19 protein-coding genes are annotated in these 23,713 nt (G+C 39.2%); 11 read left to right on the top strand and 8 right to left on the bottom strand.

Going from position 1 to position 23,713, the window contains the following annotated elements; translation table 11 throughout:
- Positions 1-83: 83 nt before the first annotated feature.
- From MXE38_RS05815 to MXE38_RS05795, 5 genes are all read right to left on the bottom strand, one after another.
- Positions 84-1,217 carry a restriction endonuclease subunit S gene (locus tag MXE38_RS05815; protein WP_246913096.1) on the bottom strand — a complete coding sequence of 378 codons (1,134 nt, stop codon included), beginning with the start codon at positions 1,215-1,217 and terminating at the stop codon, positions 84-86.
- Complete coding sequence (locus MXE38_RS05810) at positions 1,217-2,809, bottom strand: type I restriction-modification system subunit M (RefSeq protein WP_246913094.1); 1,593 nt, start codon at positions 2,807-2,809, stop codon at positions 1,217-1,219. The genes MXE38_RS05815 and MXE38_RS05810 overlap by 1 nt, the downstream gene beginning before the upstream one ends.
- Before the next feature lie 144 nt (positions 2,810-2,953).
- Entirely contained in the window at positions 2,954-4,705 is a 1,752-nt protein-coding gene (locus MXE38_RS05805) for a hypothetical protein (RefSeq protein WP_246913092.1), read from the bottom strand.
- A gap of 116 nt (positions 4,706-4,821) precedes the next feature.
- On the bottom strand, positions 4,822-5,079 hold the full coding sequence (locus MXE38_RS05800) for a hypothetical protein (protein ID WP_246913089.1): 258 nt from the start codon (positions 5,077-5,079) through the stop codon (positions 4,822-4,824).
- 28 nt (positions 5,080-5,107) lie between these two features.
- Complete coding sequence (locus MXE38_RS05795) at positions 5,108-5,383, bottom strand: hypothetical protein (protein WP_246913087.1); 276 nt, start codon at positions 5,381-5,383, stop codon at positions 5,108-5,110.
- 923 nt (positions 5,384-6,306) lie between these two features.
- Here MXE38_RS05795 and rsfS point away from each other — a divergent pair.
- The 11 genes from rsfS (at position 6,307) to MXE38_RS05740 (ending at position 20,026) form a co-directional block, all read left to right on the top strand.
- Complete coding sequence (gene rsfS, locus MXE38_RS05790) at positions 6,307-6,675, top strand: ribosome silencing factor (protein ID WP_246913085.1); 369 nt, start codon at positions 6,307-6,309, stop codon at positions 6,673-6,675.
- Between the two features lie 17 nt (positions 6,676-6,692).
- On the top strand, positions 6,693-7,163 hold the full coding sequence (rlmH, locus tag MXE38_RS05785) for a 23S rRNA (pseudouridine(1915)-N(3))-methyltransferase RlmH (protein ID WP_246913083.1): 471 nt from the start codon (positions 6,693-6,695) through the stop codon (positions 7,161-7,163).
- A gap of 69 nt (positions 7,164-7,232) precedes the next feature.
- Positions 7,233-9,245, top strand: a complete 2,013-nt coding sequence (gene mrdA, locus MXE38_RS05780; RefSeq protein ID WP_246913081.1) for a penicillin-binding protein 2 — start codon at positions 7,233-7,235, stop codon at positions 9,243-9,245.
- 691 nt (positions 9,246-9,936) lie between these two features.
- Complete coding sequence (gene rodA, locus MXE38_RS05775) at positions 9,937-11,046, top strand: rod shape-determining protein RodA (RefSeq protein ID WP_246913079.1); 1,110 nt, start codon at positions 9,937-9,939, stop codon at positions 11,044-11,046.
- A gap of 164 nt (positions 11,047-11,210) precedes the next feature.
- Positions 11,211-11,849: a GNAT family N-acetyltransferase gene (locus MXE38_RS05770; RefSeq protein ID WP_246913078.1), complete on the top strand. Its 639-nt coding sequence runs from the start codon at positions 11,211-11,213 to the stop codon at positions 11,847-11,849.
- A gap of 1,039 nt (positions 11,850-12,888) precedes the next feature.
- Entirely contained in the window at positions 12,889-14,712 is a 1,824-nt protein-coding gene (locus MXE38_RS05765) for a polysaccharide deacetylase family protein (protein ID WP_246913077.1), read from the top strand.
- Positions 14,713-14,909: 197 nt separating this feature from the next.
- Complete coding sequence (mltB, locus tag MXE38_RS05760) at positions 14,910-15,974, top strand: lytic murein transglycosylase B (protein ID WP_246913076.1); 1,065 nt, start codon at positions 14,910-14,912, stop codon at positions 15,972-15,974.
- Positions 15,975-16,168: 194 nt separating this feature from the next.
- A complete protein-coding gene (locus tag MXE38_RS05755) occupies positions 16,169-17,308 on the top strand; it encodes a septal ring lytic transglycosylase RlpA family protein (protein ID WP_246913074.1) in 1,140 nt (379 codons plus the stop codon).
- 61 nt (positions 17,309-17,369) lie between these two features.
- Positions 17,370-18,656, top strand: coding sequence for a serine hydrolase (locus tag MXE38_RS05750; protein WP_246913072.1), 1,287 nt, complete (start codon positions 17,370-17,372; stop codon positions 18,654-18,656).
- 105 nt (positions 18,657-18,761) lie between these two features.
- Positions 18,762-19,043, top strand: coding sequence for a DUF493 domain-containing protein (locus MXE38_RS05745; RefSeq protein ID WP_246913070.1), 282 nt, complete (start codon positions 18,762-18,764; stop codon positions 19,041-19,043).
- A gap of 53 nt (positions 19,044-19,096) precedes the next feature.
- The gene (locus MXE38_RS05740) at positions 19,097-20,026 is read left to right on the top strand and encodes an ElyC/SanA/YdcF family protein (RefSeq protein WP_246913068.1); all 930 of its coding nucleotides are present in this window, start codon (positions 19,097-19,099) and stop codon (positions 20,024-20,026) included.
- A gap of 685 nt (positions 20,027-20,711) precedes the next feature.
- On the opposite strand, the gene MXE38_RS05735 is transcribed toward MXE38_RS05740, so the two are convergent.
- From MXE38_RS05735 to MXE38_RS05725, 3 genes are all read right to left on the bottom strand, one after another.
- Positions 20,712-21,617, bottom strand: a complete 906-nt coding sequence (locus MXE38_RS05735; protein WP_246913066.1) for a flagellin — start codon at positions 21,615-21,617, stop codon at positions 20,712-20,714.
- A 127-nt stretch (positions 21,618-21,744) separates the two neighbouring features.
- Positions 21,745-22,665: a flagellin gene (locus MXE38_RS05730; RefSeq protein ID WP_246913064.1), complete on the bottom strand. Its 921-nt coding sequence runs from the start codon at positions 22,663-22,665 to the stop codon at positions 21,745-21,747.
- A gap of 128 nt (positions 22,666-22,793) precedes the next feature.
- Positions 22,794-23,585, bottom strand: coding sequence for a flagellin (locus MXE38_RS05725; protein ID WP_246913063.1), 792 nt, complete (start codon positions 23,583-23,585; stop codon positions 22,794-22,796).
- Between the last annotated feature and the right edge of the window lie 128 nt (positions 23,586-23,713).

Genomic DNA, 23,713 nt, shown 5'->3' with positions numbered 1-23,713 from the left:
AATGGCGGCTTGAACTGCACCATAGCAGCCATAGCCGCCATAGAAATATAGAAATATAGCTAAAGGATTAAGACTAAGAGCTATTAGTCAAAAAGCTGCTGCATTAAGGCTTGTTTTAGGTTCTTCACTAAGTCGATTTGCTTATTATTAAGCTCAATCTTTCGAGTGATTGTGCCTAAAGTTGCAACTATCTGCTGCTGCTCTTCCAAACAAGGAATATTAAGCATAGTTGAGCGTATAGCACTTGAACTTACTACTCTAAACGAGTTGCCATACGACTTTGACAACTGTTTGGTAAACTCTTGAGAGTTAAGGTAATAAGCTAAAAAGCCTTGAGCAAACTCTTGTTTTGGACGAAAGACTGAACAATACGTCTTATTGTATTGACCATCTTGAGACTCGATAACAGTAGCAAGTTTACTATCACGAGTGTAATTAGAGAATACGACATCGCCCACTTGGACATTAGCCTTATCCGAGGCTTTTACTACGGGCTCAAAGCACTCAAGAAATTGCTTTTGCTGCCAATCAATATTTGAGTTAACACTACAGCGTAATTCTTGAGAAAAAAGCTTTTGCTCTATACTGCTGGCAACTAATTTTAGCTGAGCTGCAATATTTTCTAAGTTGCGCAGCTTAGTGCTAACAGTATCTAATAAAGCAGCGATTTTTTCCTGCTCAGCTAGACAAGGCTTATCAATCACAGTAGAAGCAATTGCTTTTTTGCGTATGAAATAGCCATGACCAAAATCTTGATCAGGAGAATTAAGTTGCTGCTGATATTTGTCGGAGTTTAGGTAATAGCCCAAATATCCAGGAGCAAACTCTTGTTTAGTATGACACGCAATAGTGTTTTTACCAGCAACAAGCTCGCAACTTTCATCTAAGAGCTTCACCTCTACAGCTTTAGCTCTCTGATTTAGTGGCACAAAAGAGGCAAAAACAATATCACCATTGTTTAGACCACTATTATCATCACTTAAAAAAGTGTCAGTAGCATTGTCCTGATCATCCTGGGATATAAAGGCTACTTCCTGAGAGCTAGAGAGTATATCTTTGCACTTTAAACAGGCTACTGATGACTTAAGCTTTTTACAAGCTACCTGAGCTTCAACATTCTTATGAGGCAAAAATTCAAAACATGATGTAAAAGGTAGCTGCAACCACTTAGGAAAGTCATGACCTAAGTCATCCTTAAAGCGAAGTGTCTTACTCATTAGCGCCCCCCCTTTAAGCTGAGCTCTAACTTATTTAAATAGAAATCTAATTTTTTATCGATTTCTTTATCTTCAATTTGAGCCTGAGCTAAAGAAGAAAGAGCTGAACTTAAATCAACTTGTATTGCTGACTCAGTAGCATCAACATAGTTGCTTATATTAAGCCTGTAGTCGTTAGCTACAATTTCCTCATAAGAGGCTAAATAAGCAAACTGCTCAACATTGGCGCGCTCTTGATAGGCCTTAAAAATCTTGTCAAGGTGCTCAGGCATAAGCTCAATCGTAGCTCTCTTTTTTTGAAACTCTTGAGAGGCATCAATGAACAGCACATCTTTTGAGGTGTGGTTCTTCTTTAAGACGATGATACAAGTTGGAATTCTTGTATGATATAAGATACCTGCTGGTAAACCTATCACTGCGTAAATATTGCCCTCATCTAATAAGGCCTTTCTGATTTTACCTTCTGAGGCACCTCTAAAAAGCACACCAGGAGGTAACATAATGGCCATTGTTCCATCATCTTTAAGATGGTATAAACCGTGAAGTAAGAAAGCGTAGTCGGCTTTGCTATATGGAGGCAAAACGCCATATTTTGAAAAGCGAGGATCATCAAGTAAAGTTTTGTCAGCACTATATTGTTGAGAATATGGTGGATTCACTACACAAGCATCAAATTTAGTTTGACCTTCATTTGGCCAGTCTTGAGCTAAAGTATTACCATTATTAAGATGCCAACATGTATTAGAAACATTATTAAGCATCATATTCATACGAGCTAAGTTGTAGGTTTGGTTTTTGAGCTCTTGGCCATAGTACTCGATGGATTGTTTACAACTTGCGTCGTTACTATTGTTAATAAAGTTCTTAATTTGCAACAATAAAGAGCCAGAACCACAGCATGGATCATAAACACTAAATCCATAAAGTGTTTCTTTACCTAAAGTAACAAAACGAGCCATTAATTGCGATACTGCTTTAGGAGTATAGGACTCTCCTGCTGCTTTTCCAGACACAGAGGCATATTGAGCAATTAAGTACTCATAGCTATCGCCTAAAGCGTCATCAGGATAAAGGCTAAAATCAATATTAGCTAGACTATTAATAAATCCTGACAACAAAGCATTACGATCTGCTGGTTCTTTTCCTAATTTATTAGAGTTAACATCAAAATCAGCAAATAAACCAGCATAAGTATTTCCAGCAGAAGCCTCAATATCTTTAAAAGCTTCTCTCAAAAGCTCAAGTTTTAACTCTTTAGCTTGAACTTTTTTATAGATTGCGCCAAAAGTAAGTTCAGGCTTAATTGCACAACCTAACTTATCCAAAAGCTTTTGGGTTAAATCGCCACAAATAGCTTCATCAGCCATAGCTTGCTCATAGAAATTTTGAGCCTCATTAAGATCAATATGCTGGCCAGCAACATAGTCATGATTGACTAAAGAATAAGCCTCGCGAATAACATTATCGCTAACAGCCTTATAGAAAATTAGTCCAAGAATGTAATCTTGACTATCATCAAAAGGTAAGTAACGAAGAGAATCTTTAACTAATTGAGAAAAGATAGTCTTTAAATTTTCATTAGAGTACTGCATATGCGTCCCTGAAAATAAAAAATTGGTTTGATGCACTACAACCTGATATCAAAAGCAAATAAAGATTAATAATAGGTTGTAGCCTTATTCGGCTGGTCTTGTGGAATTTTTCCATAAGACCATACCTTTACATGTCAGACTCTCCTAGTCCCAATATTCTGGGATATCTGTAATTTCAAGTTTTAAAAGATCGTTTTTCAATTGATTAATGCGATCAAGAATGTTTTGTTGCTGCGCAAACAAATCTTCTTCTCGTTTAATTGCTTTAGGACTTAATGCAGGTACTGGTAACTCTTCAATTCTTTTTACAGGAATGCTCTTAAACCCAATTTCTGGAGTGCCATTAATAAAATAATCTTGGCAAAACTTAGAGCGTAAATATCTCAGCAAAGCAATAGGAGAAATGGGGGCATCATTGTTAAGTCTAATCACAACAAACACTTGGCTTGCTATCATAGTCTTACCATAGGTGTTAAGTACTACTCCTGCTCTTGACACCATGCCTCTATAGGTAAAGAGAATATCATTAGGCTGTAAAATTAAATTCTGCATACCCTTAGTAGTTCTACTATTATCATAGAACGCTTTTTGCTGTGACTCAGTAACGATACCTATGTCGTTAATATCGTTATTAGTAACTACAAAAAATTCCTGACCTACCCCATCTTCATTAAACTTATAAGGAAGTGGTCTAATTACTTGAGCAATGTCCTTAAGCTGATTCTTAATTTGACTCAACTTTTGCAACTCATGATAATTGCCATATAAGTTATAAAGAGATTGGTACTCTAAAAAGTTATTAGCAAGATCTTGAGTCTTAATGGATTTAATCCATTTATGTTGCACATTGCTATCTTGTTCAAATAACACTGTCCTAGCTTGAGTTAAGAGCTCCTCAGCCTCAGCTGACTGGTATGCTAAGCCCCCAGATTTATTGGCCTTATAAAAAAGCTCGTTATCCATCAAAATGCAGTTAACATTTTCTGAGCTTTCGCCTATCTTAGTGAGCTTCAAAATACAAGCCTTACTAGTCTTACTTATGCCCATATCAATTAGTGCACTAAGACGACCTGATTGTAAAATTTGCTCACTAAACAGACTATTGTTTTTGCCCTTTTGAGCTTCATCTTGTTCTGATGAAGCAATGAGACCAACAAAAACATTGCCGCTACATTTATTGATAATATCAAGGCTCTCTAAAGTAGCTTCATCTTGAGGTAAGCAGATAAAACAAGTTGCTGAGTTTGGTTCTAATTGATAATTATCAATTACTTGTAAATCAATACCCATCGCCTCAGACGCAAAGTTTAGTAATAGCTGTTGACTTTGATAGTGAGTATGAACACCAATCTTATTGTTCTTAGCAAGAGATAAAGCAAAAGCAGCAGCAAAGCGTCCTGCAAATAAAATTACCTCTTCATTTTGAGATACTAAACTGGCTAGCCATTGCTCTACATAAAAATTATGATAGCTGCCAAATACTTGATTTAAACCAAAAGTACAAGGAACGTTTTGCAAAAACTCCTTACTAAAACACTCAATGATATGAGATAACAGCTCACTTGGAGCAATTTGCATAGAGACATCGATCTCAAAGTGTAAGTAGTCTCTAAAAAAATCAAACTTGTTACTTTTGCGTTCTTGTCTATAAATCTCTGGCAAGTAAGACCAGTCAACATTAGGCGCAATGGTTTCATATGCCTGTTCTAAGGTCATATCATTAACATAAAGATGACGCTTATAAGAATAAGCAACACACAAGCATAAAGAAGAAAGCATCTCATCATAAATAGACCACTGCTTAATGCCTTTAAACTCCAAAAGCTTATTGCGATTAAAGAATAAACTCTTGCCGTAAGAGGTCTGCGCTATGAAATTAAATACTTTGCTATCCATATTTATCGAGCCTAAATTAATGTTAGAAGTGCTATTGATTCAATCATGTCAGCCTTTAGCATAGCATCCAGCTGACTAGAGATATGATTCTTACACATAATCTGAACTTAAGATAGTTAGTGCTTGGAGCTATCTAAACGATAAGCGATAAGTTTATCCCCTTGTTTCTCCAACACTACGTAGCCATTAGCCGATTCAATCATGCTTAAGGTTTTGAGCAAACCTTTTAAGGCCTCACGAGACTTTTGGCACCCTTTCTTGTTAAGAATCAGCTTATCGCCATCAGCAATGCCAAACTTAGAAACTAAATTGACAATTTTTTTTGAAATCCCACGTTGGGACATGCGCTGATGCAAATGTATAGTACTATCCATATTAATCACCCTCAAGAACCTAAAGAAGCTACCGATTTACGCCCTTCTTCATAGTGAAGCTATTTAAACGGTAAACAGTAATACCTACTTCACAAAGAGCCACCAAGACATACCCGCCAGCACTTTCAATCCTGCCTAAGGTGTTAATCATGTCTTGTAAACAGGATTTGAGCTTTTGGAATCCTTGCTTGTTCAGCAAGAACTTACCATCATCCTCAAACCCAAGGTTAGCCGCTACCTCCAAGATCTCATTACAAATATCGTCTTTAGAGAGACGCTTACTAATATTCCTAGTCTTAGACATGAGAACCTCCTACTTAACTAAGGAAATATTTATTTTAGATTATGAATGCCATTCATAATCTGTCTGTGGCTCTTATTATATTAAGAACGTAATTCATAAATCAACATAATTTTAGAAAAATTTTTTGTGAAAGTAATTCATAATGTGATTTAGTTAAAATTTTTTACTGAAAAACGGCATATATAACAGGTTTTATAAAAACAGCTCTTTAATTTGCCGCTTTTAAGTAATTTTATATGAATGCCATTCATAAAACAATAGGGAGCATATTTTACTTTAAATATTAGCTTTCCATTAATAGTGATAACTTTGAAAGAATACGATACTGCTAGCTAAAATGTTGTTAATGAAAACTAATATCAACCTTACTTTAACCATTGCTATCAATAATAGAGTCAAATTTCAAATTAACATTCAGAAGAGGAGCGGAGTTTATAAGTTTTGAAAAATTAAGAATTACATTCATAAATCATTGATGTTGCTTATTACGCAAGCTAGAAATGATTTATATAGAAAAGAGCAACTAAGTTTGCCTTATTATTTTTTTAGTAAGTCTTCTCCAAATTTATCCACCTGTACAGAAGACAAACTCACTTTTTAAGTAGTAACTCACTAAAAGTGTGTTCTGTCAGGTTATGGTTGATATATCGTGGAGAACTATGACTACGCTGCCATTAGATCTACTTCATTGTAGGCATCACAGACAGTTATTGCAGGTTACGTTAAAGTCGTCCGTTCAGGTGGAAATTTATTATGTCGCAGGCTTTATGTTAGAAATGCAAAGAAATGGCAGGGCAGTATAGAAAAGCACTTGCAAAATGAGCACTATTTTTGTATAAACTATCGATTTTAGCTTAGTTTAAGCACGACATTTTTTTTGCTAACTTTGCTATTAGTATTCATTAATTAGGAAGTTAAGTTCTTTGATTAGCTCAAAAGATTACACAACTCAAGAGCTCTTAGCTCTTGTTGAAGCCTCTTTAGATTCCTCTAAGGCAAATGACACTGTATCCATTGATGTACATGAGCACTGCTCTATTACTGATGTCATGGTAATTACTACAGGTACCTCCAATCGCCATGTTAGCGCTATGGCCGATCGTTTAGTTGAGTACTTAGCCAAGCATGATATCCATGGTGTTGCCGTTAGCGGTGAGCAAGAGGGTAAGTGGGTTATTGTTGATGTTGGCTTAGTAATGGTGCACATCATGCAAGAGAGCGAGCGTCAACGCTATCAATTAGAAAACCTTTATAAGTGTATGGCTGCAGGTCTTACCGAAGACCAGGCTTAATCTGCTATTTAATAGTTATGAAATTTATTTTGCTTGCTGTGGGCACTAAAATGCCTGCTTGGGTTACTACTGGCTTTACTGAATACCAAAAGCGTATGCCATCTCATATGCAACTGGTACTTCAAGAAATTGAGCCAGTCAAACGTCTTAGTAAGGCCACTTCTGACAAAGCCAAAGAAATTGAGGCCAAGGCTATTTTAGAGGCCTTACCTAAAAGGGCTTATATTGTTGCTTTAGATGAGCATGGCAAGCAATATACCTCTATGGAATTGGCTGATAAGATTCATGATTATCAGCAATTAGGCTCAGATGTGGTCATTATCATTGGCGGACCAGAGGGCCTAACTAAAGAGGTATTAAATAAAGCTAATGAAACTATCTCATTATCTAAGCTCACTATGCCTCATCCTTTAGTTCGTGTTGTGATTGCTGAGGCCTTATATAGAGCTTATAGTATTGATGCAAATTTACCTTATCATAGAGCTTAAATTTTAGCTTATTTTGTTTAACCGCCTGTGATCCCCTCATTGGCCCTTTGTGTAAGTTAGGTAGCCCTCGTGTTTTTTAAAAAACGCAATCGCAAAGAGCGTTCCATCTTTAGTAAGAAAATAAAGAAACGCAAGGAAAAGAGCCAAGGCGGCATTCAAGTTAAGAATGTTGAGCAAGAGCAACGCATCTTTAGATTACGTATTATCTTAGGATGCGTAGTCGTAGCTATCTGTATTTCTATCTTAACGGCTAATCTGTACTACCTCCAAGTATTATCCTATGAGGATTATCAGACCCGCTCTAACGTTAATCGTATTAGAGTTCTCCCTGTAGTACCTCAACGTGGCATTATTTACGATCGTAACCATGTAGTATTAGCCGAAAACCGTCCTGTATTCCATTTGGTAATCTTCCCAAATAAGGAAATCTCTACCCTTGATACTATCAATAGTCTTAACGAGCTCATGGATTTAGAGCTGACCGAACAAGATATTGATCATATCCTGGCGCTATCACGTACTCGTCAACGCTTTAGTGGCGTTGAAATTGCCGATTTACTAACAGAAGAGCAAATAGCCACCTTCTCTGTCAATCGCCATAAGTATCCTAATGTTCAGATTTCATCTGATTTAAAGCGCTTCTATCCTTTTGCTAGCACCACTACTCATGCTATTGGCTATGTATCTCGTATTAATGCTAATGATGTGGAAAAACTGACCGCTCAAGGCAAAATTGATAATTACGAAGGTACTACTGCTATTGGTAAGCTTGGTATTGAGCGTTTTTATGAAAATGAACTTCATGGTATAGCAGGCTCTCGTGAAGTAGAGGTTAACAGCCATGGCCAAATCTTACGTACCTTAAAGTACAATCCTCCAACCCATGGTCGTGATATTACTTTAACTTTAGACATTCGCTTGCAATATTATGCTCAAGAACTATTGGGCGATATGAAGGGCGCTATTGTTGCTGTGGAACCAGCTACAGGTGGTATCTTAGCTTTTTACTCTAACCCATCTTATGATCCTAATTTATTCGTACGTGGTATTAGAAATAAAGAATACTCTTACTTAATTAATCACCCTGGCAAACCTTTAATTAACCGTGTTACCCAAGGTGGTTATGCTCCTGCATCAACCATTAAGCCCCTCTTAACTATTATGGGACTTAATGAGGAGTTAATTACTCCTACTAGTTCTTATTTTGGAGCAGCTTACTTTAGTCTGCCAGGCTCCTCTCACCGTTTTAGAGATTGGAGATCTTGGGGCCACGGCTGGCTTGATTCTTATCGTGCCATTGAGTTGTCAGCCGATACTTACTTCTATGACTTAGCTTATAGAGCAGGTATTGAAAAGATTCATGAATATCTTGATAAATACGGCTTTGGTCGTGCCTCAGGTATTGATATTCATGAAGAGAGTTTAGGTATCAATCCATCTCCTGACTGGAAATACCGTCGCTATAAGCAAGGCTGGCATATTGGCGACACTATTCCAATTGGTATTGGTCAAGGCTATTGGACTACTACCTTAATTCAGTTGGTAAAGGCTCATTCCATGCTGGCTAACCATGGTCGCTTTGTCACCCCACATTTGTTAAAGGACATTGTTGATCCTAAGACTATGGGTATTGCTCGTATCTTTGATGATCCTCTGCTAGGAGAAAATTTAAAAGTAAAAGATAAGAGCTATTTTGATGTTGCTCGTGCAGGTATGTACTTAGTAGTAAACGGCCCAGAAGGCACTGGTAGAAAAGCTTTTACTGGCACTACTTACAAGGCTGCTGGTAAGTCAGGTACCGCTCAAATTGTATCCATTAAGCAAGGCGAAAAGTACAATGCCAATGCTCTTAAAACAGAGCATCGCGATAATGCCCTCTTTGTGGCTTTTGCACCGTATTATCGCCCACGCATTCTAGTTGGTATTATTCTAGAAAATGAAGGTGGTGGCTCATCAGTAGGAGCCCCAGTCGTACGTAAACTTATGGATCGCTACTTTGAGCTCTATCCTAATGGCTACGAGGGTGAAAAAGTATCCAAATCAATCAAATTTGGTATGGGCGGAACAGTCGAGGTTCGCTAAAACCTCCCTATGCTCTCTCCTACCAAACTAAACCCAGCTAAGCTTTGCTTAGCCTGGCTTAGGTTAGCCAAGCTTAGCTGTTAGCCACCAGATTAAAGCTACTTTTAACTGGAACCTTAGAGCAGCTGCCCATAGCCATAAGCACTACGCCCAGGCCAGCCTGGGCTAGGCCAGGCCAGGCTAAACCTAGGCCTAGGCCATGATAAAGCCAGGACAAATCCTAAGCGCAGCTTAATCCCTAGAGCTATACTGTAAGAGCTAAGCTCTTGCTGGTAATAAGCACAGCTCCTAAGACCTAACCTTATAAGGAATGGTCTTAAAAAGCTTTAAAAAGCTTGAGCTTTTTAGGTCGAGCTTAGCCTTGTTAGGAATTGCCTCCTATTGTGATGAGGTAACGTGCCTGGTGAGTGTGTGGCGCACCTGGTACGGAGCTTTGCAATATTAGTAGCAGCTAAATGGCAGTTACAGCCAGTATGGCTTTTATGAGCTGCATGGCCCTTATGGCCCTTATGGGCTTTGTGCCCAGATGTTGTTTTTTTTGTGGAACTAGCAAATTGAGCACTCATTTTTAATGAGCTAAAAAGTTCCCTTTTTTGCAGACCAACGCCCTCTTGGTTGATAGAGGGGTTGTTTTTTTAATCTTAATCGGTTTTTTAAGAACATGCCTAAGAATGATAAAAGTTCAGTTAATATGTCTGATAGCAAGCAGGTTCAGCCATTTTTAGTGCGCTGTCATATAGATCTACCTCTATTGCTTGGTTTGCTAATGACCCTGGGCATGTCATTGTTTGTCCTTTACTCTGCTTCTGGTCAACATGTTGAGATGCTGGAGCGTCAAATTATACGTACTAGCTTAGCTTTTTTGGCCATGATCTTTGTTGCCCAAATTCCACCCAAGTATTTGGCTAAAAGCGCCATTTATGCCTACATTATCTGCTTAATCTTTTTACTCCTAGTTGAGCTTGTAGGTGATATTTCCAAAGGCGCTCAACGCTGGCTAAACATTGGTTTTATGCGTCTTCAGCCTTCAGAATTTTTAAAGCTGACTATGCCTTTAACTATTGCCGCTTTCTTTGCTAAAGAAACACTGCCTCCACGTAAAATCAATTTAATCATAGCCTTTTTCTTATTAGCTATACCTACTGTTTTAATTGCGCTACAACCAGACTTAGGTACAGCTATTTTGGTGGCAACCTCTGGTTTTATTGCCATTTTCTTAGCAGGACTAAGCTTTTGGTGGATTGGTACAGGTGTACTTTTAGGAGCTACGGCACTACCTATTATGTGGAATTATGTACTCCACGATTACCAAAAACAGCGTGTATTAACCTTCTTAAACCCAGAGAGTGATCCTTTAGGTTCGGGTTATCATATTATCCAATCCAAAATTGCTATTGGCTCAGGCGGTATTTACGGTAAAGGATGGCTTCAAGGCTCGCAATCGCAATTGGACTTTTTACCAGAGCCTCATACTGACTTTATTTTTGCGGTGCTGGCAGAGGAAACAGGCCTTATTGGCTTCTTTATTCTCATGGCCATTTATCTGTTTATTTTTGCACGTTGTATTTATATCACGGTAAACGCCCGCACCAATTTTGACCGTATCTTAGCTGGTACTTATTCCTTTACCTTACCTTTCTATATCTTTATTAATATTGGTATGGTGAGCGGCATTTTACCTGTAGTAGGCGTGCCTTTACCTATGGTCAGCTATGGCGGTACGTCCATGATTATTTTAGCCATTACCTTTGGCATGATCATGTCTATCCATACGCATAAGAAGCAAACCTACTTCTCGTAGCAGCTACCACCACCTTCTTTACCAGAGGGATGACTTAATATTGGCTCTAAGTCGTCCCTCTTTAGCCATGAGGCAAGATTATTGCCCCTATTAAAACCACAACTACAACCAACACAACACAACAACAACAGCAGCAAGCAAGCAAGCACAAAGAGTTCATATTTATGGATAGTGTAGACAAGACTTTTGAGGGTAAACAGCCTTTATTATTTGAAGACAAACTTACTGATGGCTCATCTTTGATTATTAGAATGGCCAGCCTTGACGATGTTGATTCCTTGCTCACTATCTACAATTATTATGTTGAGCATACTGCCATTACTTTTGCCACTCAAAAGCCCAGCACTGAGGAATTTACCCAGTTAATTAGCTCTACTCTTAAGGACTTTCCTTTTTTAGTGGCGGTCAAAGAAGATAAACCAATAGGCTATTGCTATGCTCACCAGCTTGGTTCTCGTGGTGCTTTTTGTCATTCTGTTGAGCTGAGCATTTATCTTGATCACAAGGTGAGAGCTTTAGGCATAGGTGCAAAATTATATGAAGTAATGGAGCACCTCCTCAAGCAACAAGGCATATTAAACCTTTATGCCTGCATAGCCACTCCTGTTGATAAGCCTGATGAATACTTAACTGATGCCAGCTTACACTTTCACCACAAACAAGGTTTTACCGTAGTAGGAACCCTTAACCAATGTGGCTATAAGTTTGAGCGTTTTTACAATTTAACTTGGGCAGAAAAATTCATTGGCCCTCACCACAATCACCAGGCCCCAAAGCGCACTAAGCAAAGTTTATTACTCTAAGAACAGCAAGCCAGCAATAGCCCAGCAAACACAGCACCTCAAGCCTTTAACCAAGAAATCTATTAAACAAGCGCATAAACTAACAAAAGAGCCTAGTTGCACATAATACTAACCAAACCCTAGGCTACTACTACCAGCTTTTTTCATGAGCTCTAAGCCAAGCGCAAACAAACCACTGCTCTTACTACTCTTGGTTAATAGCATCCTTAGCAGCCAGCAAGCCTACCCTCTTACATGCTTACATGCTTGCCAACTTACATAATTGCCAGCGTACTTGCCAACTTGCTTGCCAGCTTGCTTGCCAGCTTGCTTGCCAGCTTGCTACCGAGCTTGCTGGCTTGCATGCCAGCTTGTTCTGTTATCGCCACAGCACCCCACTTTTTTGCGACACAACCTAATTAATGGTATAGCATATATGTGATAGCCTCCTTAGGTTGATATATGACTAAGTAAGACACATGCTTACTAAGCTAAATAAAAAGAACACCAAACATCATACCTTACCCCATCTTAATAGCCTGAGCTCTAAGCTTAGCTTGACTTGCTTTTACTTGCTTGATTGATTGATTGACTGGATCTGTTTTAGGACTGGTACTGAGTATTGCTAATATTTAGCGCTTTATGGGCAAACCATTGAGAACAACAAGCTTGCTTGTTTACTTATCTGTAGGGTAGAGATGGGCAATAATTGGACTTTTATAGGACTTGGTGAGGGTTTGCAAACTATGTTGGTTAGGGACTTAGCCTAATGTTTTTTAAAGATAAAAACTATATAATTATCTAGATTTTTTTAAAAAACCTTAAAGGTGCACTAAAATTCTAAAGCTTAGATTAAACTGCTTGTGGTTAAAACTAGCTTGTATTTTTGGTAAAGGGAAATCTTCCCCTCCCAAAACTAAAACCAATGAGGTCAAGGTAGCTTAGCACAGCCTTAAATTAAACTAAGCGCCACAATATTGTTCACTCATGATTAAAGGAGGGCGCATCTTTACCTAGTAATTGCCCTAGGTTTAAGCGCCAAGTTTATATGAATGTATTAATGGCACTTTCTCAAAGAGAAGTAACTGGTGCAGAAGTTTACGCTGTTACCATTGCTGATGAGCTGATCTCTAGAGGTCATAAAGTATTTGTTGTCTCCGATACTTTAACTAAACCATGTAAAGCTACCTATTTTCCAATTCCCTTTAATCAGCGCTCCTATTTGTCTCGCTTAAAGCAAGTTAGACAAGTCATTAAAATTATTAAAGACAATGATATCCAGGTAGTTCACGCCCACTCTCGTGCTTCATCTTGGATTTGCTCCATTGCTTGCAAGATTGCCAAAATTCCATTTATCAGCTCTACTCATGGCCGTCAGCCTGTTCACCTTTCTCGCAAAATTAACAAGTCTTTTGGCAGCTGTACTATTTGTGTTTGCGAAAATATTAAAGAGCAAATTGTTAACGAATTAAATGTTAATCCTGCTATTACTGAACTTTATCGCAACCCAATTAATGACCAAGATTTTTTATTTCAGCTCTCCGATAAGCAAGGTCTGGGCTTAGAGCATTTTGCTACTATCAAAGTCACTTTAGTAGGTCGTTTATCAGGCCCTAAAGGCGATGTGGCTTTTGAAGTTTTAGAGCGCATTAAAGATCACAGCAACATTCATATTAATGTTGTTGGTGGCTCTGAGCTGCCTGAAAAATTCCAGAAGTTTTTAAACTACCCTAATATCAATTTTGTAGGCTACGTTAATAATGTTCCTGATTTTATTAAAAATAGCGATGTCGTTATTGGAGCAGGACGAGCAGCTGTAGAAGGCTTATTAATGGGTCGCCCTACTATTGCTATTGGTGAGGCCCTTTATGAGGGTTTGGTAACTAAAGATAATATTGCCTCTGCTCTAGCCTCTAACTTTGGTGATATCAACAAAGTTAAGGAAACCCATTTTTATTATGAGCGCCTAATAGATGATATTTATCATGCTGTAGCCATGAGCCCAGATGAGCTTACCCATCTTTTTGAGGTCGTGCAAAAAGAGTTTAGTCTCAATAACATAGTTGATGCTATTGAGCACATTTATGCTCGTGAGTATGTTAAGACTAAGCACTATGAAATTCCTGTCATTATGTATCACCGTGTAGCATCGAGTGAACAAGAGCATGGCATTCATGGCACTTACATCGACAAAGACAAGTTCATTAACCACCTAAAGTACCTTAAGTCACGTAACTATCAGACCGTAACTTTTGAAGAACTTGCTAATAACAAGTATAAAGAGCGCTTCAACAAAGGCAATAAATGGGTCATTCTTACTTTTGATGATGGCTATGTCGACAATTACACTACTGCTTTTCCTTTATTAAAGGAATATGGCTTTAAAGCTGTAATCTTTTTACTCTCAGAGTCTAAATACAATAGCTGGGATGCTGACGATAAAGAGCGTCCTGAAAAGCGCTTTGACCTGATGAATGATGAGCAGATCAAGGAAATGATGGACTATGGTATTGAGTTTGGTATCCACACTAAGAACCATCCACGTTTGTCACAACTACCTTTATCTGAGGCTAAAGAGCAAATTTTTGAGTCCAAGGCAGCATTAGAGCAACGCTTTAATAAGAAATTTATTACCTTTGCCTATCCTTATGGCGATCTTAATGAAGATGTTAAGCGCCTAGTTAAAGAGTCAGGGGTAAGCTTTGCTGTGGCTACTGATTCTGGTGATGTAGTGTTTGATAAGGACTTATTCCAAATTAGACGTATTGGCATTTTCCCAGGTAACTCAATGTTAACCTTTATGCGCAAAGTATCAGGACGTTACAACTTTATTAAAATGCGTCGTGAGCAAAAGCAAGCTCAAAAAGCTGCTGCGAAAAAATAGCTTGAGTTTATTACTGACTCCTATCTTTAGCCTAATCTTTGGTAAGTATAATAAGGCGGGTTTTTTAGCGCTTTAACGACAAAAATCTCAAAGTGTACTATTTTCATTTAGTTCTTTGTGATATCTTTTTGTGCCTAAAACACAGCGCCTTAAAAACGCATTTCGTCTGGGTCTTTATTGAATATTGAGTGTTAATTATGAGATTTTCCAACTCGTTATCTAAAACAGCCTTAAGCCTTGGCTTAAGCTTGAGCTTAGCTTGTGCTGCTTTTAGTGGTAACGCAAGCGCAGCAACAGGCAATGAACCTGATCTTAATGAATTGGCTCGTTATGCCTCAATTGATCGTGCTTTACTAGATCAAGCTATTACTCAGGCGACTTACCAGCAAAAGATTATTGATGCCATGAATCGTCCTTATGAGGGCAAGCCTTGGCATATGTACCGCAAGCTATTCATCACTGATAAGCGTATTAATGGCGGTGTCGATTTTTACTTAAAGCATGAGCAAACCTTATTAGCAGCTCAAAGAGAATTAGGAGTAGCGCCTGAGGTTATTTGCGCCATTATTGGTGTAGAGACTTTCTATGGCCAAAATATGGGCTCATGGAAAGTTTTAGACGCTCTTTATACCTTAGGCTTCCACTATCCTAAGCGTTCGGCTTATTTTTCTAAGGAATTTGCTAACTACGTAAAATTAGCCAATCGTGAAGGTTGGGCTTTGACTGATACTCTAGGTTCTTATGCTGGTGCTATGGGTATGGGTCAATTTATGCCAAGTTCCTATTTAAACTTTGCTATCGATTTTGATAGCGATGGCCATGTTGACTTATTTAGCAACCCAGTAGACGCTATTGGCTCAGTTGCTAACTATTTTAAGGAGCATGGTTGGATTTTAGGTGCTGGAGTTACCTATCCTGCTCATTTAAAGGGAGTTAACGGTAAGCCTGTTTCAAAGGCTACTTTAGATAGCCTCATGAAAAAAGAGTGGAAACTTACTCCTAAAGAGTTAACTGCTGCTGGCATCACTACCAAAGTAGCTCTAAGTGCAGATCAAAATATACGACTTTACTCTTTTGAGCTTGCTGATGGTTCTTTTGAGTATCAAGTAGCATTAAATAACTTTAACACTATTACTCGCTACAATAAGAGCCCATTATATGCCCGTGCTGTATTTGAGCTTTCAGAGGCCATTGCTATGGGTTACCAAGAGGCTAAATTATTAAAAGGTGAGTATGTGAGCCCTAGCGGCAAAAACCCTTAATTGTTTGTGGTAATCATTATTACTTAAGCCTATTTAACCTAAGCCTACTTCGCCTAACCGCCCAGTAGGCTTTGCTATTGTATTTATCTAAGGTAGTTTTTACATATTATTGTTGTGAAATTTGTAAAGTAATGAGAGTTAATAAGTTAAAGATAAGCGGAGCCTTTTTTGCCCTGCTTTTAGGTTGTTCCACCATGATGCTTAATGGCTGCGAAAGCACCTCTGATGTAGTTACTAAGACCCATGGTTCCAAAGCAGGTGATGGTTATACCTACGGTACTGGCCCAAATAAAACACGTCCTTATCCTCAGACTGAAAAAGTCGTTATTAAGGGTGTTAGGGGTGCTACTCCTAAATATGAGCCTGTATCACGTGGTGGTAACAAAGACTATACTGTATTAGGTCAAAACTATATGGTATGGACAGGTTGCAATTCCTATCAAGAAGTTGGCACCGCCTCTTGGTATGGCCCTGGCTTTCATGGTAACAAAACCTCTAATGGTGAGGTTTATAACCAAAAAGGCTATACCGCTGCTCATAAAAACCTCCCACTACCTTCATTCGTAAAAGTTTCCAACCTTGAAAATGGCAAAACAGTAATTGTAAGAGTTAATGATCGTGGTCCTTTCCATGGTAGTCGTATTATCGATTTATCAGAAGGCGCTGCTAAAGCCATTGATATGACCAAGAAAGGCACTGCCAAGGTAAAACTTGAGCTGATTGATATTCGTGGTGGCAATATCTCTGATAAAACTCAAGGCTCTAATATTGGACAACAAATCTTTAATGGCGTAGTTGATAAGGTCATTAGCCAAAAGAACCAAGATAACTTAGAGGATATTGGCCAATATTGGTCAGAGGTTAAGAATAACGGTAAGGCCAATCCTAATACTACTGCCGCAGCTGTTGGCGCAGGACTATCTATTGCTGGCCAATTAATAAACGCTGCCCAAAAGAACAATAGTTCATCAGTAACTCGTACTGTAACCTCTACCAACTCATCTGGTCAGGTTATTGATGAGCAAATTGATACAATCAATTACCCTGCACCTCCAGAGGTAATTCCTAATAACTACACTATTGAGTACGCTAATCCTGTAGCTACCCCAACTTTCAATGCTAGCTATGTTCAGGTATTTAGCTCCTCAACAGCACAAAGAGCTGCTGCTTTGCGTGATCGCCTACAAAAGCATACTCCATTGCCTGTAGTTATCATGCCAGAGGATGGCTTATTCCGTGTGCGTGTAGGACCACTACAAGAGTCTGACCTAAATACTACCTTAGAGTATATGAAACAATTAGGTCACTCAGATGCCTTTATTAAGCGCCTATAATCGAATTTTTCTATCTTACATTTCGGAGAACATAATGGATCGCAAGCTCGATTGTAAAGTGATGAGCACTAATTTAAAGCGCTGGTGTTCAGTAGTTGCTTTATGTAGCGCCACTATCATGGCCTCTGGCGTGGTTCACGCTGAGGACATCCCTGATCCTTTTGCAGCTGTAAGGGCGCAACAGAATGCTGGCCCTAACAATGCTCCTGCCATTGCTACCGTGGATGCAGCTAATTCTCCTACCAATGCCCCTATTATTATTCCTGAGGCCCCTACTTTTAATGCTGAATCATGGGTGCTAATGGACTATGCTACTGGTCAGGTATTGTTTGAACACGATCAGCATAAGCGCATTTGGCCAGCCTCTTTAACCAAAATGATGACCTCTTACGTCATTGGTATGGAAATTAAAGCAGGCCGCTTAGATCCTGAAAGCTATGTGACTATTCCTAAGAACGCCTGGGCTGCTTTAGATAAATATGCCGATAGCTCCAAGATGTTTATTGAGGTGGGCAAAAAAGTTAAGGTCAGTGATCTTAATAAAGGCATTGTTATTCAATCAGGTAACGATGCTTGCGTAGCTTTAGCTATTGTTTTAGCTGGCTCTGAGGATGGCTTTGTGTCTGTAATGAACACCTATGCCCGTCAGCTAGGCCTTAATAACACTCACTTTGCCAATGTTCATGGTCTCTTTGATGAGCAGAACTACTCTACTGCCTATGATATGGCTTTATTAGGTCGTGCTCTTATTAGAGATTTACCAGATGAGTACAAGCTTTATAGCCAAAAGGAATTTACCTTTAACGGTATTAAGCAAACCAATCGTAATCGCCTCTTATGGGATACTACTATCAACGTAGATGGCATTAAGACTGGTCACTTATCAGCCGTAGGTTACAACTTAGTATCTTCATCAGTTCAAGGCAATATGCGCTTAATCGGCACTGTTATTGGAGCTAAGAGTGAACCTGATCGTGCCTCATTCTCTAAGCAAATGCTCAATTACGGCTTCCGCTATTTTGAGTCTTATGAGCCTTTTGCCCCAGGCAAGACCTTACTAACTCGTGAAGTTCGCATGGGCGATAGTGATATCGTTAATTTAGCAGTTAATAATCCTGTAACCTTAATGATCCCTCGTGGTGCTCAGCAAAGCATTAAGATTAGCTATGCACTTAACCAAGCTACTTTTGTCGCTCCTATTAATGCAGGAGATCAGTTAGGTGTTATTGAATTTAAGCTTAATGATAAAGTATTAGCTAAGTACCCATTAGTTGCTACCAACTCTATCGGGGAGGGCGGCTTCTTCTCCAGAATGTGGGATAAGCTATTAATGGCTATTGGCAGCTAAGAGCTTGCCATATATTTTATGGCACAACTCAAATATGCCTCTTAGTTCTTGCTAGAATTAAGGGGCTTTATTTCATAATTACAAAATATTATTTGGACAATATTTATGGCTTTACAGTATAAGTTTAAGGAACTCTTAGAGTTTCCTTGCGATCAGCATTTACGTATCATTGTTATGTCTGACGAAAGTCAACCAGAGCGCTTAATCGATAATATTAACAAGCTTATTCCAGAGTCAACTGGTATCGATGGCGTAATTGATTCACGTCAATCAGCTAACGGCAAATACACCTCTTATACTTTAAGAGTACGCTTTGATAGCGCCGAGCAAATGGAAATGCTCTACGATAAATTACCAAAATTCGATTTTGTAAAGCATCTTCTCTAAGAGCTCTTTATTAACCTTATTACTCTAGACTTGGCATCATTAAAGGATTGAACATGGCATATAAAAAAGGAAATTCAAGAGACTCAAATGGCTTTGAGCGCGAATTTGGCAACTTTTTTAGTGCCTTATGCTATTTAATAGTATTAAGCATCTTATGCTTTGCTATATTTATGGTGCTTTCCTTATTTAGGATCTCCAGCTATAGCTTTGATACCTACGATTCTTTGCATGATTTACCTTACAACGAAGTAGGACTACTTTTAGGTACCTCCTCTTTAATGTCAGATGGTAATACTAATCCTTTCTTTATGAATCGTATTAGAGCTGCTGCCTTACTTTATAATCGTGGCAAAATCGACTATATTTTAGTATCAGGAGATAATCGCCACGCCTCTTATAATGAGCCACGTCAAATGACCCTTGCTTTAATCAAGGCAGGTGTACCAAAAGATCGCATTGTAGCTGATTATGCTGGCTTTTCTACTATAGACTCAGTAGCACGTGCTTCTAAAGTTTTTATGCTCAAAGATGTCACTATCATTTCCCAAGAATTTCAAAATGAGCGTGCTCTCTTTATTGCTAAAAACGAAGGTATGAATGCTATTGGTTTTAATGCTGCCGATCCAAGCTCTAAACTTTCTCACTACATTGTTTATGTCAGAGAGTTTTTTGCCCGCATTAAGTGTATTTTTGATGTTTATTTCTTTAATACGCAGCCAACCTTTTTAGGCGATCCTATTCAAATTGGCAATAGCCCAATGCCTAAAGAGCCTAGCAACATGCCTAAAACAGCTACCTCTAAGCCAAAACAGCCAACCATGTCAGCCTTTGCCCTCAACCATGGCATTAAAGTAGCTCTCCAACCAAGCAAAGAGCAAACCGATGCCGCTGCTTTCTTAAAACAAAAACAAATTGCCAAACAGCAATTCGAGCAATTGGTTCAAAGAGACCAAGACCACTTCAAAGAAACAAGCACCAACTAACCCTACCGCCACGCCGACAGCCCAGCTGTCGCCGCTGGCACCAGCTGGCGCAGCTGCGCTGGCGCTGGCGCTGACGCAGCCCTCCTATCCTCCACACCCACCATAAGCCCTCTACAAGGCATTCCAAGGCATTCAAGTATCCTCTAAACCACTACTATCACTTAAAGTGCTCAAAGGCGCTATAAGACTCACAGAGCCCCTTAAAGGCACAATGATACCTAAAGTCATCTAAAAGCCATACAAGCCCTATAAAGGCCTCCTGAGGCCACCACGCTTTCCTTAAAGAATTAATAGCCTGCTTTAATGACTACCCAATTTATGATTAATAGAAGCTAGGAAACTACACTTTCCTTAAAGGACTCATAGGCAAATCTTTCTTGCCATAATACTCAAATTTAATACAAGCCCAATACAGGCCTCTAGAGCCCTCTAAAAGGCACAATGACAACTATGACCTATCTAAGGTCATCTAAAGGCAATAAAGCCCCTATAAATGCCTCTAAAGGGCCTCTTAAGGCAACTACTCGCTCCTTAACTAAACCTCTAGGCAAAATCTCTTTGAGGTAGCCTTATTTGAGGTCTTAGAAAAACAACTAACAGCCAAAACAAAAAACAGGCTCAAACTATAAAGTAAGAGCCTGTTTTTTCAACCCAAAAGGTTAATAGCTAAACACTATCCTATTAATTAGCCAAGCATAGAGAGAGCTAATTGTGGACGGCTGTTAGCCTGCATTAACATGGAAGTAGCAGCCTGCTGGATAATGGACTGCTGGCTTAAGGCAGCAGACTCTTCAGCAAAGTCAGCATCACGAATACGGCTGCGAGCATCAGCCTGGTTAGCTGAAACATTAGCCTGATTGCGGATAGAGGACTCTAATCTGTTCTGGAAAGCTCCTAAATCAGCACGCTTGCTGTCAACAGCAGCAATAAACTTATCAATGTTAGCTAAAGTTGTTTTAGCTGCATCAGCAGTAGAAACACTCCAACGGCTCTTGTTGTTATCAACGAACCAACCAGACTTGGTAGCACCCTCACCCTTTACACCAGCGTGAGTAGCAATGCCACTTAGTTTAAAGCCTGCAGAAAAGCCTTTTAGAACAATTTCGTCACCCTTATTAGCACCTACTTGGAAGGCAACTGAACCTGCAGCACCAATGATACCCTTACCAGCTCCTGCTAAAATTTGTTGACCACCAAATTTAGTTTGATCAGCAATACGGTTAATTTCCTCAGATAAACTTGAAACTTCTTGCTGAAGTGCCTTGCGATCCTCGGCGGTATTTGTTCCATTAGAAGCCTGAACTGCTAAAGTACGGATCTTTTGGAGCATGTTGGTGGTCTCGTCAAGAGCACCTTCCATGGTCTGAGCTAAAGCGATAGCATCGTTAGAGTTACGGTTACCTTGATTAAGACCATTGATTTGGGTGGTTAAGCGATCTGCGATTTGTAAGCCAGCTGCGTCGTCTTTAGCAGAGTTGATACGCATACCAGAAGATAGTCTCTGATAGGTAGTAGTTAACTGGTTCTGAACATTATTTAAATAGCGACGGCCATTTAATGAAGAAACGTTGGTATTTACATAAACTGCCATTTTTAGTACCTCTATATACTTTTCGTTCTTTTGTTAAAAGAACTATTCTTAATCTGTAAAGAATCCCTTAAGACCGTATATTTTGCTTAAGGGATCTTAAATTATCTGCAAATCAGATAATTGTTAATTAGCCAAGCATAGAGAGGGCTAATTGTGGACGGCTGTTAGCCTGCATTAACATGGAAGTAGCAGCCTGCTGGATAATGGACTGCTGGCTTAAAGCAGCAGACTCTTCAGCAAAGTCAGCATCACGAATACGGCTACGAGCATCAGCCTGATTAGCTGAAACATTAGCCTGATTGCGGATAGAGGACTCTAATCTGTTCTGGAAAGCACCAAGGTCAGCACGCTTGCCGTCTACAGTAGCAATGAACTTATCAATGTTCTCTAAGGTCTTCTTGGCAGACTCAGCAGTTGATACACTCCAACGAGCACCAGCATTGTTATTACCTTTTACTAATCCTGTGTCTTTAGCAGCACCAGCATCCTTTAACTCTAAGCCTGCTTTGGTAGCAATACCACTCATAGTAAAACCAGAGGTAAGAGCTTGAAGAACGATCTCATCACCTTTATTAGCGCCTACTTGGAAAGTGATTTGACCTTTAGCATCAAGCATGCCCTTACCATGGCTTAATAAGATATTTTGACCGCCAAACTTAGTTTGACCAGCAATACGGTTAATTTCATTTGATAAGCTGGTTACTTCTTGTTGAAGAGCGTCACGATCTGCTTGGGTATTGGTACCATTTGATGCTTGAACTGCTAAAGTACGGATCTTTTGGAGCATGTTGGTGGTCTCATCAAGAGCACCTTCCATGGTCTGAGCTAAAGCGATAGCATCGTTGGAATTGCGGTTTCCTTGGTTAAGTCCATTGATTTGGGTGGTCAAGCGATCTGCGATTTGTAAGCCAGCTGCGTCGTCCTTGGCTGAGTTAATTCTCATGCCTGAGCTTAAGCGCTGATAAGTAGTAGTTAACTGGTTTTGAACGTTATTTAAATAGCGACGGCCATTTAATGAAGAAACGTTGGTATTTACATAAACTGCCATTTTTAGTACCTCTATATACTTTTCGTTCTATTTGTTAACAGAACTATTCTTAATCTGTAAATAATCCCTTAAGACAGTATATTTTGCTTAAGGGATCTTAAATTATCTGCAAATCAGATAATTGTTAATTAGCCAAGCATAGAGAGGGCTAATTGTGGACGGCTGTTAGCCTGCATTAACATAGAAGTAGCAGCCTGCTGGATGATGGACTGCTGACTTAAGTTTGCAGACTCTTCAGCGAAGTCTGCATCACGAATACGGCTACGTGCATCAGATTGGTTAGCAGCAACGTTAGATTGGTTGCGGATAGAGGACTCAAGTCGATTTTGGATGGCACCTAAGCCTGAACGCTGGGAGTCAACGGCTGCAATCATCTTGTCCATAAGATCAATTACAGTTTTTGACTTCTCGGCAGTAGAAAGTAAAACACCGTTAGTTTTACTCCAACCTGCAACATTTGCTGCAGTTGCCATAATACTGAAAGTAGCATTACCTACGTCAAAGGAAACCTCATCACCCTTATTAGCGCCTACTTGGAGGGTAACCTTACCGCCCTTTGATGCTTTATCAGCTTGTGAACCATAAATGGTCTCAGCACCTGTTGCGCCATTAAGAATGGACTTGCCACCAAACTTAGTCTGCTTAGCAATACGAGAAATCTCACTCATTAAAGCGTTAGCTTCTGCCTTTAATGCCTTGCGGTCATCGGCGGTGTTGGTACCGTTGGCAGATTGTACGGCTAAGGTACGAATCTTTTGGAGCATTGATGAGGTCTCATCAAGAGCACCTTCAATGGTCTGAGCTAAAGCGATACCGTCATTGGTATTACGGTTACCTTGGTTTAAGCCGTTGATTTGGGTGGTTAAACGATCTGCGATTTGTAAGCCAGCTGCGTCATCCTTGGCTGAGTTAATTCTCATGTGATCTAGTAAAATATAATCATATAAACAATTAAGCAAGTTTTAGTTGAAATCAAAAGGAGTTAGCAATGGCTAACAATAGTAAAATTACATCGACAGATATCGAACTGTTGTATGACCTTTTAAAG

This window comes from Anaerobiospirillum sp. NML120448, from assembly GCF_023050945.1.
In the GTDB taxonomy this organism is placed as follows: Bacteria; Pseudomonadota; Gammaproteobacteria; order Enterobacterales; family Succinivibrionaceae; genus Anaerobiospirillum.
Note: the sequence above shows the minus strand (reverse complement) of the source record. Positions and strands in the feature narration are given on the sequence as shown.

Coding starts and splice junctions, on each gene's coding strand:
- MXE38_RS05735 (WP_246913066.1), bottom strand. CDS start 21,617: ATGGCAGTTTATGTAAATACCAACGTTTCTTCATTAAATGGCCGTCGC.
- MXE38_RS05770 (WP_246913078.1), top strand. CDS start 11,211: ATGGATAGTGTAGACAAGACTTTTGAGGGTAAACAGCCTTTATTATTT.
- mltB (WP_246913076.1), top strand. CDS start 14,910: ATGAGATTTTCCAACTCGTTATCTAAAACAGCCTTAAGCCTTGGCTTA.
- MXE38_RS05795 (WP_246913087.1), bottom strand. CDS start 5,383: ATGTCTAAGACTAGGAATATTAGTAAGCGTCTCTCTAAAGACGATATT.
- MXE38_RS05740 (WP_246913068.1), top strand. CDS start 19,097: ATGGCATATAAAAAAGGAAATTCAAGAGACTCAAATGGCTTTGAGCGC.
- MXE38_RS05815 (WP_246913096.1), bottom strand. CDS start 1,217: ATGAGTAAGACACTTCGCTTTAAGGATGACTTAGGTCATGACTTTCCT.
- MXE38_RS05810 (WP_246913094.1), bottom strand. CDS start 2,809: ATGCAGTACTCTAATGAAAATTTAAAGACTATCTTTTCTCAATTAGTT.
- rodA (WP_246913079.1), top strand. CDS start 9,937: ATGTCTGATAGCAAGCAGGTTCAGCCATTTTTAGTGCGCTGTCATATA.
- MXE38_RS05725 (WP_246913063.1), bottom strand. CDS start 23,585: ATGAGAATTAACTCAGCCAAGGATGACGCAGCTGGCTTACAAATCGCA.
- MXE38_RS05745 (WP_246913070.1), top strand. CDS start 18,762: ATGGCTTTACAGTATAAGTTTAAGGAACTCTTAGAGTTTCCTTGCGAT.
- rlmH (WP_246913083.1), top strand. CDS start 6,693: ATGAAATTTATTTTGCTTGCTGTGGGCACTAAAATGCCTGCTTGGGTT.
- MXE38_RS05805 (WP_246913092.1), bottom strand. CDS start 4,705: ATGGATAGCAAAGTATTTAATTTCATAGCGCAGACCTCTTACGGCAAG.
- MXE38_RS05750 (WP_246913072.1), top strand. CDS start 17,370: ATGAGCACTAATTTAAAGCGCTGGTGTTCAGTAGTTGCTTTATGTAGC.
- MXE38_RS05755 (WP_246913074.1), top strand. CDS start 16,169: ATGATGCTTAATGGCTGCGAAAGCACCTCTGATGTAGTTACTAAGACC.
- MXE38_RS05800 (WP_246913089.1), bottom strand. CDS start 5,079: ATGGATAGTACTATACATTTGCATCAGCGCATGTCCCAACGTGGGATT.
- MXE38_RS05730 (WP_246913064.1), bottom strand. CDS start 22,665: ATGGCAGTTTATGTAAATACCAACGTTTCTTCATTAAATGGCCGTCGC.
- MXE38_RS05765 (WP_246913077.1), top strand. CDS start 12,889: ATGGCACTTTCTCAAAGAGAAGTAACTGGTGCAGAAGTTTACGCTGTT.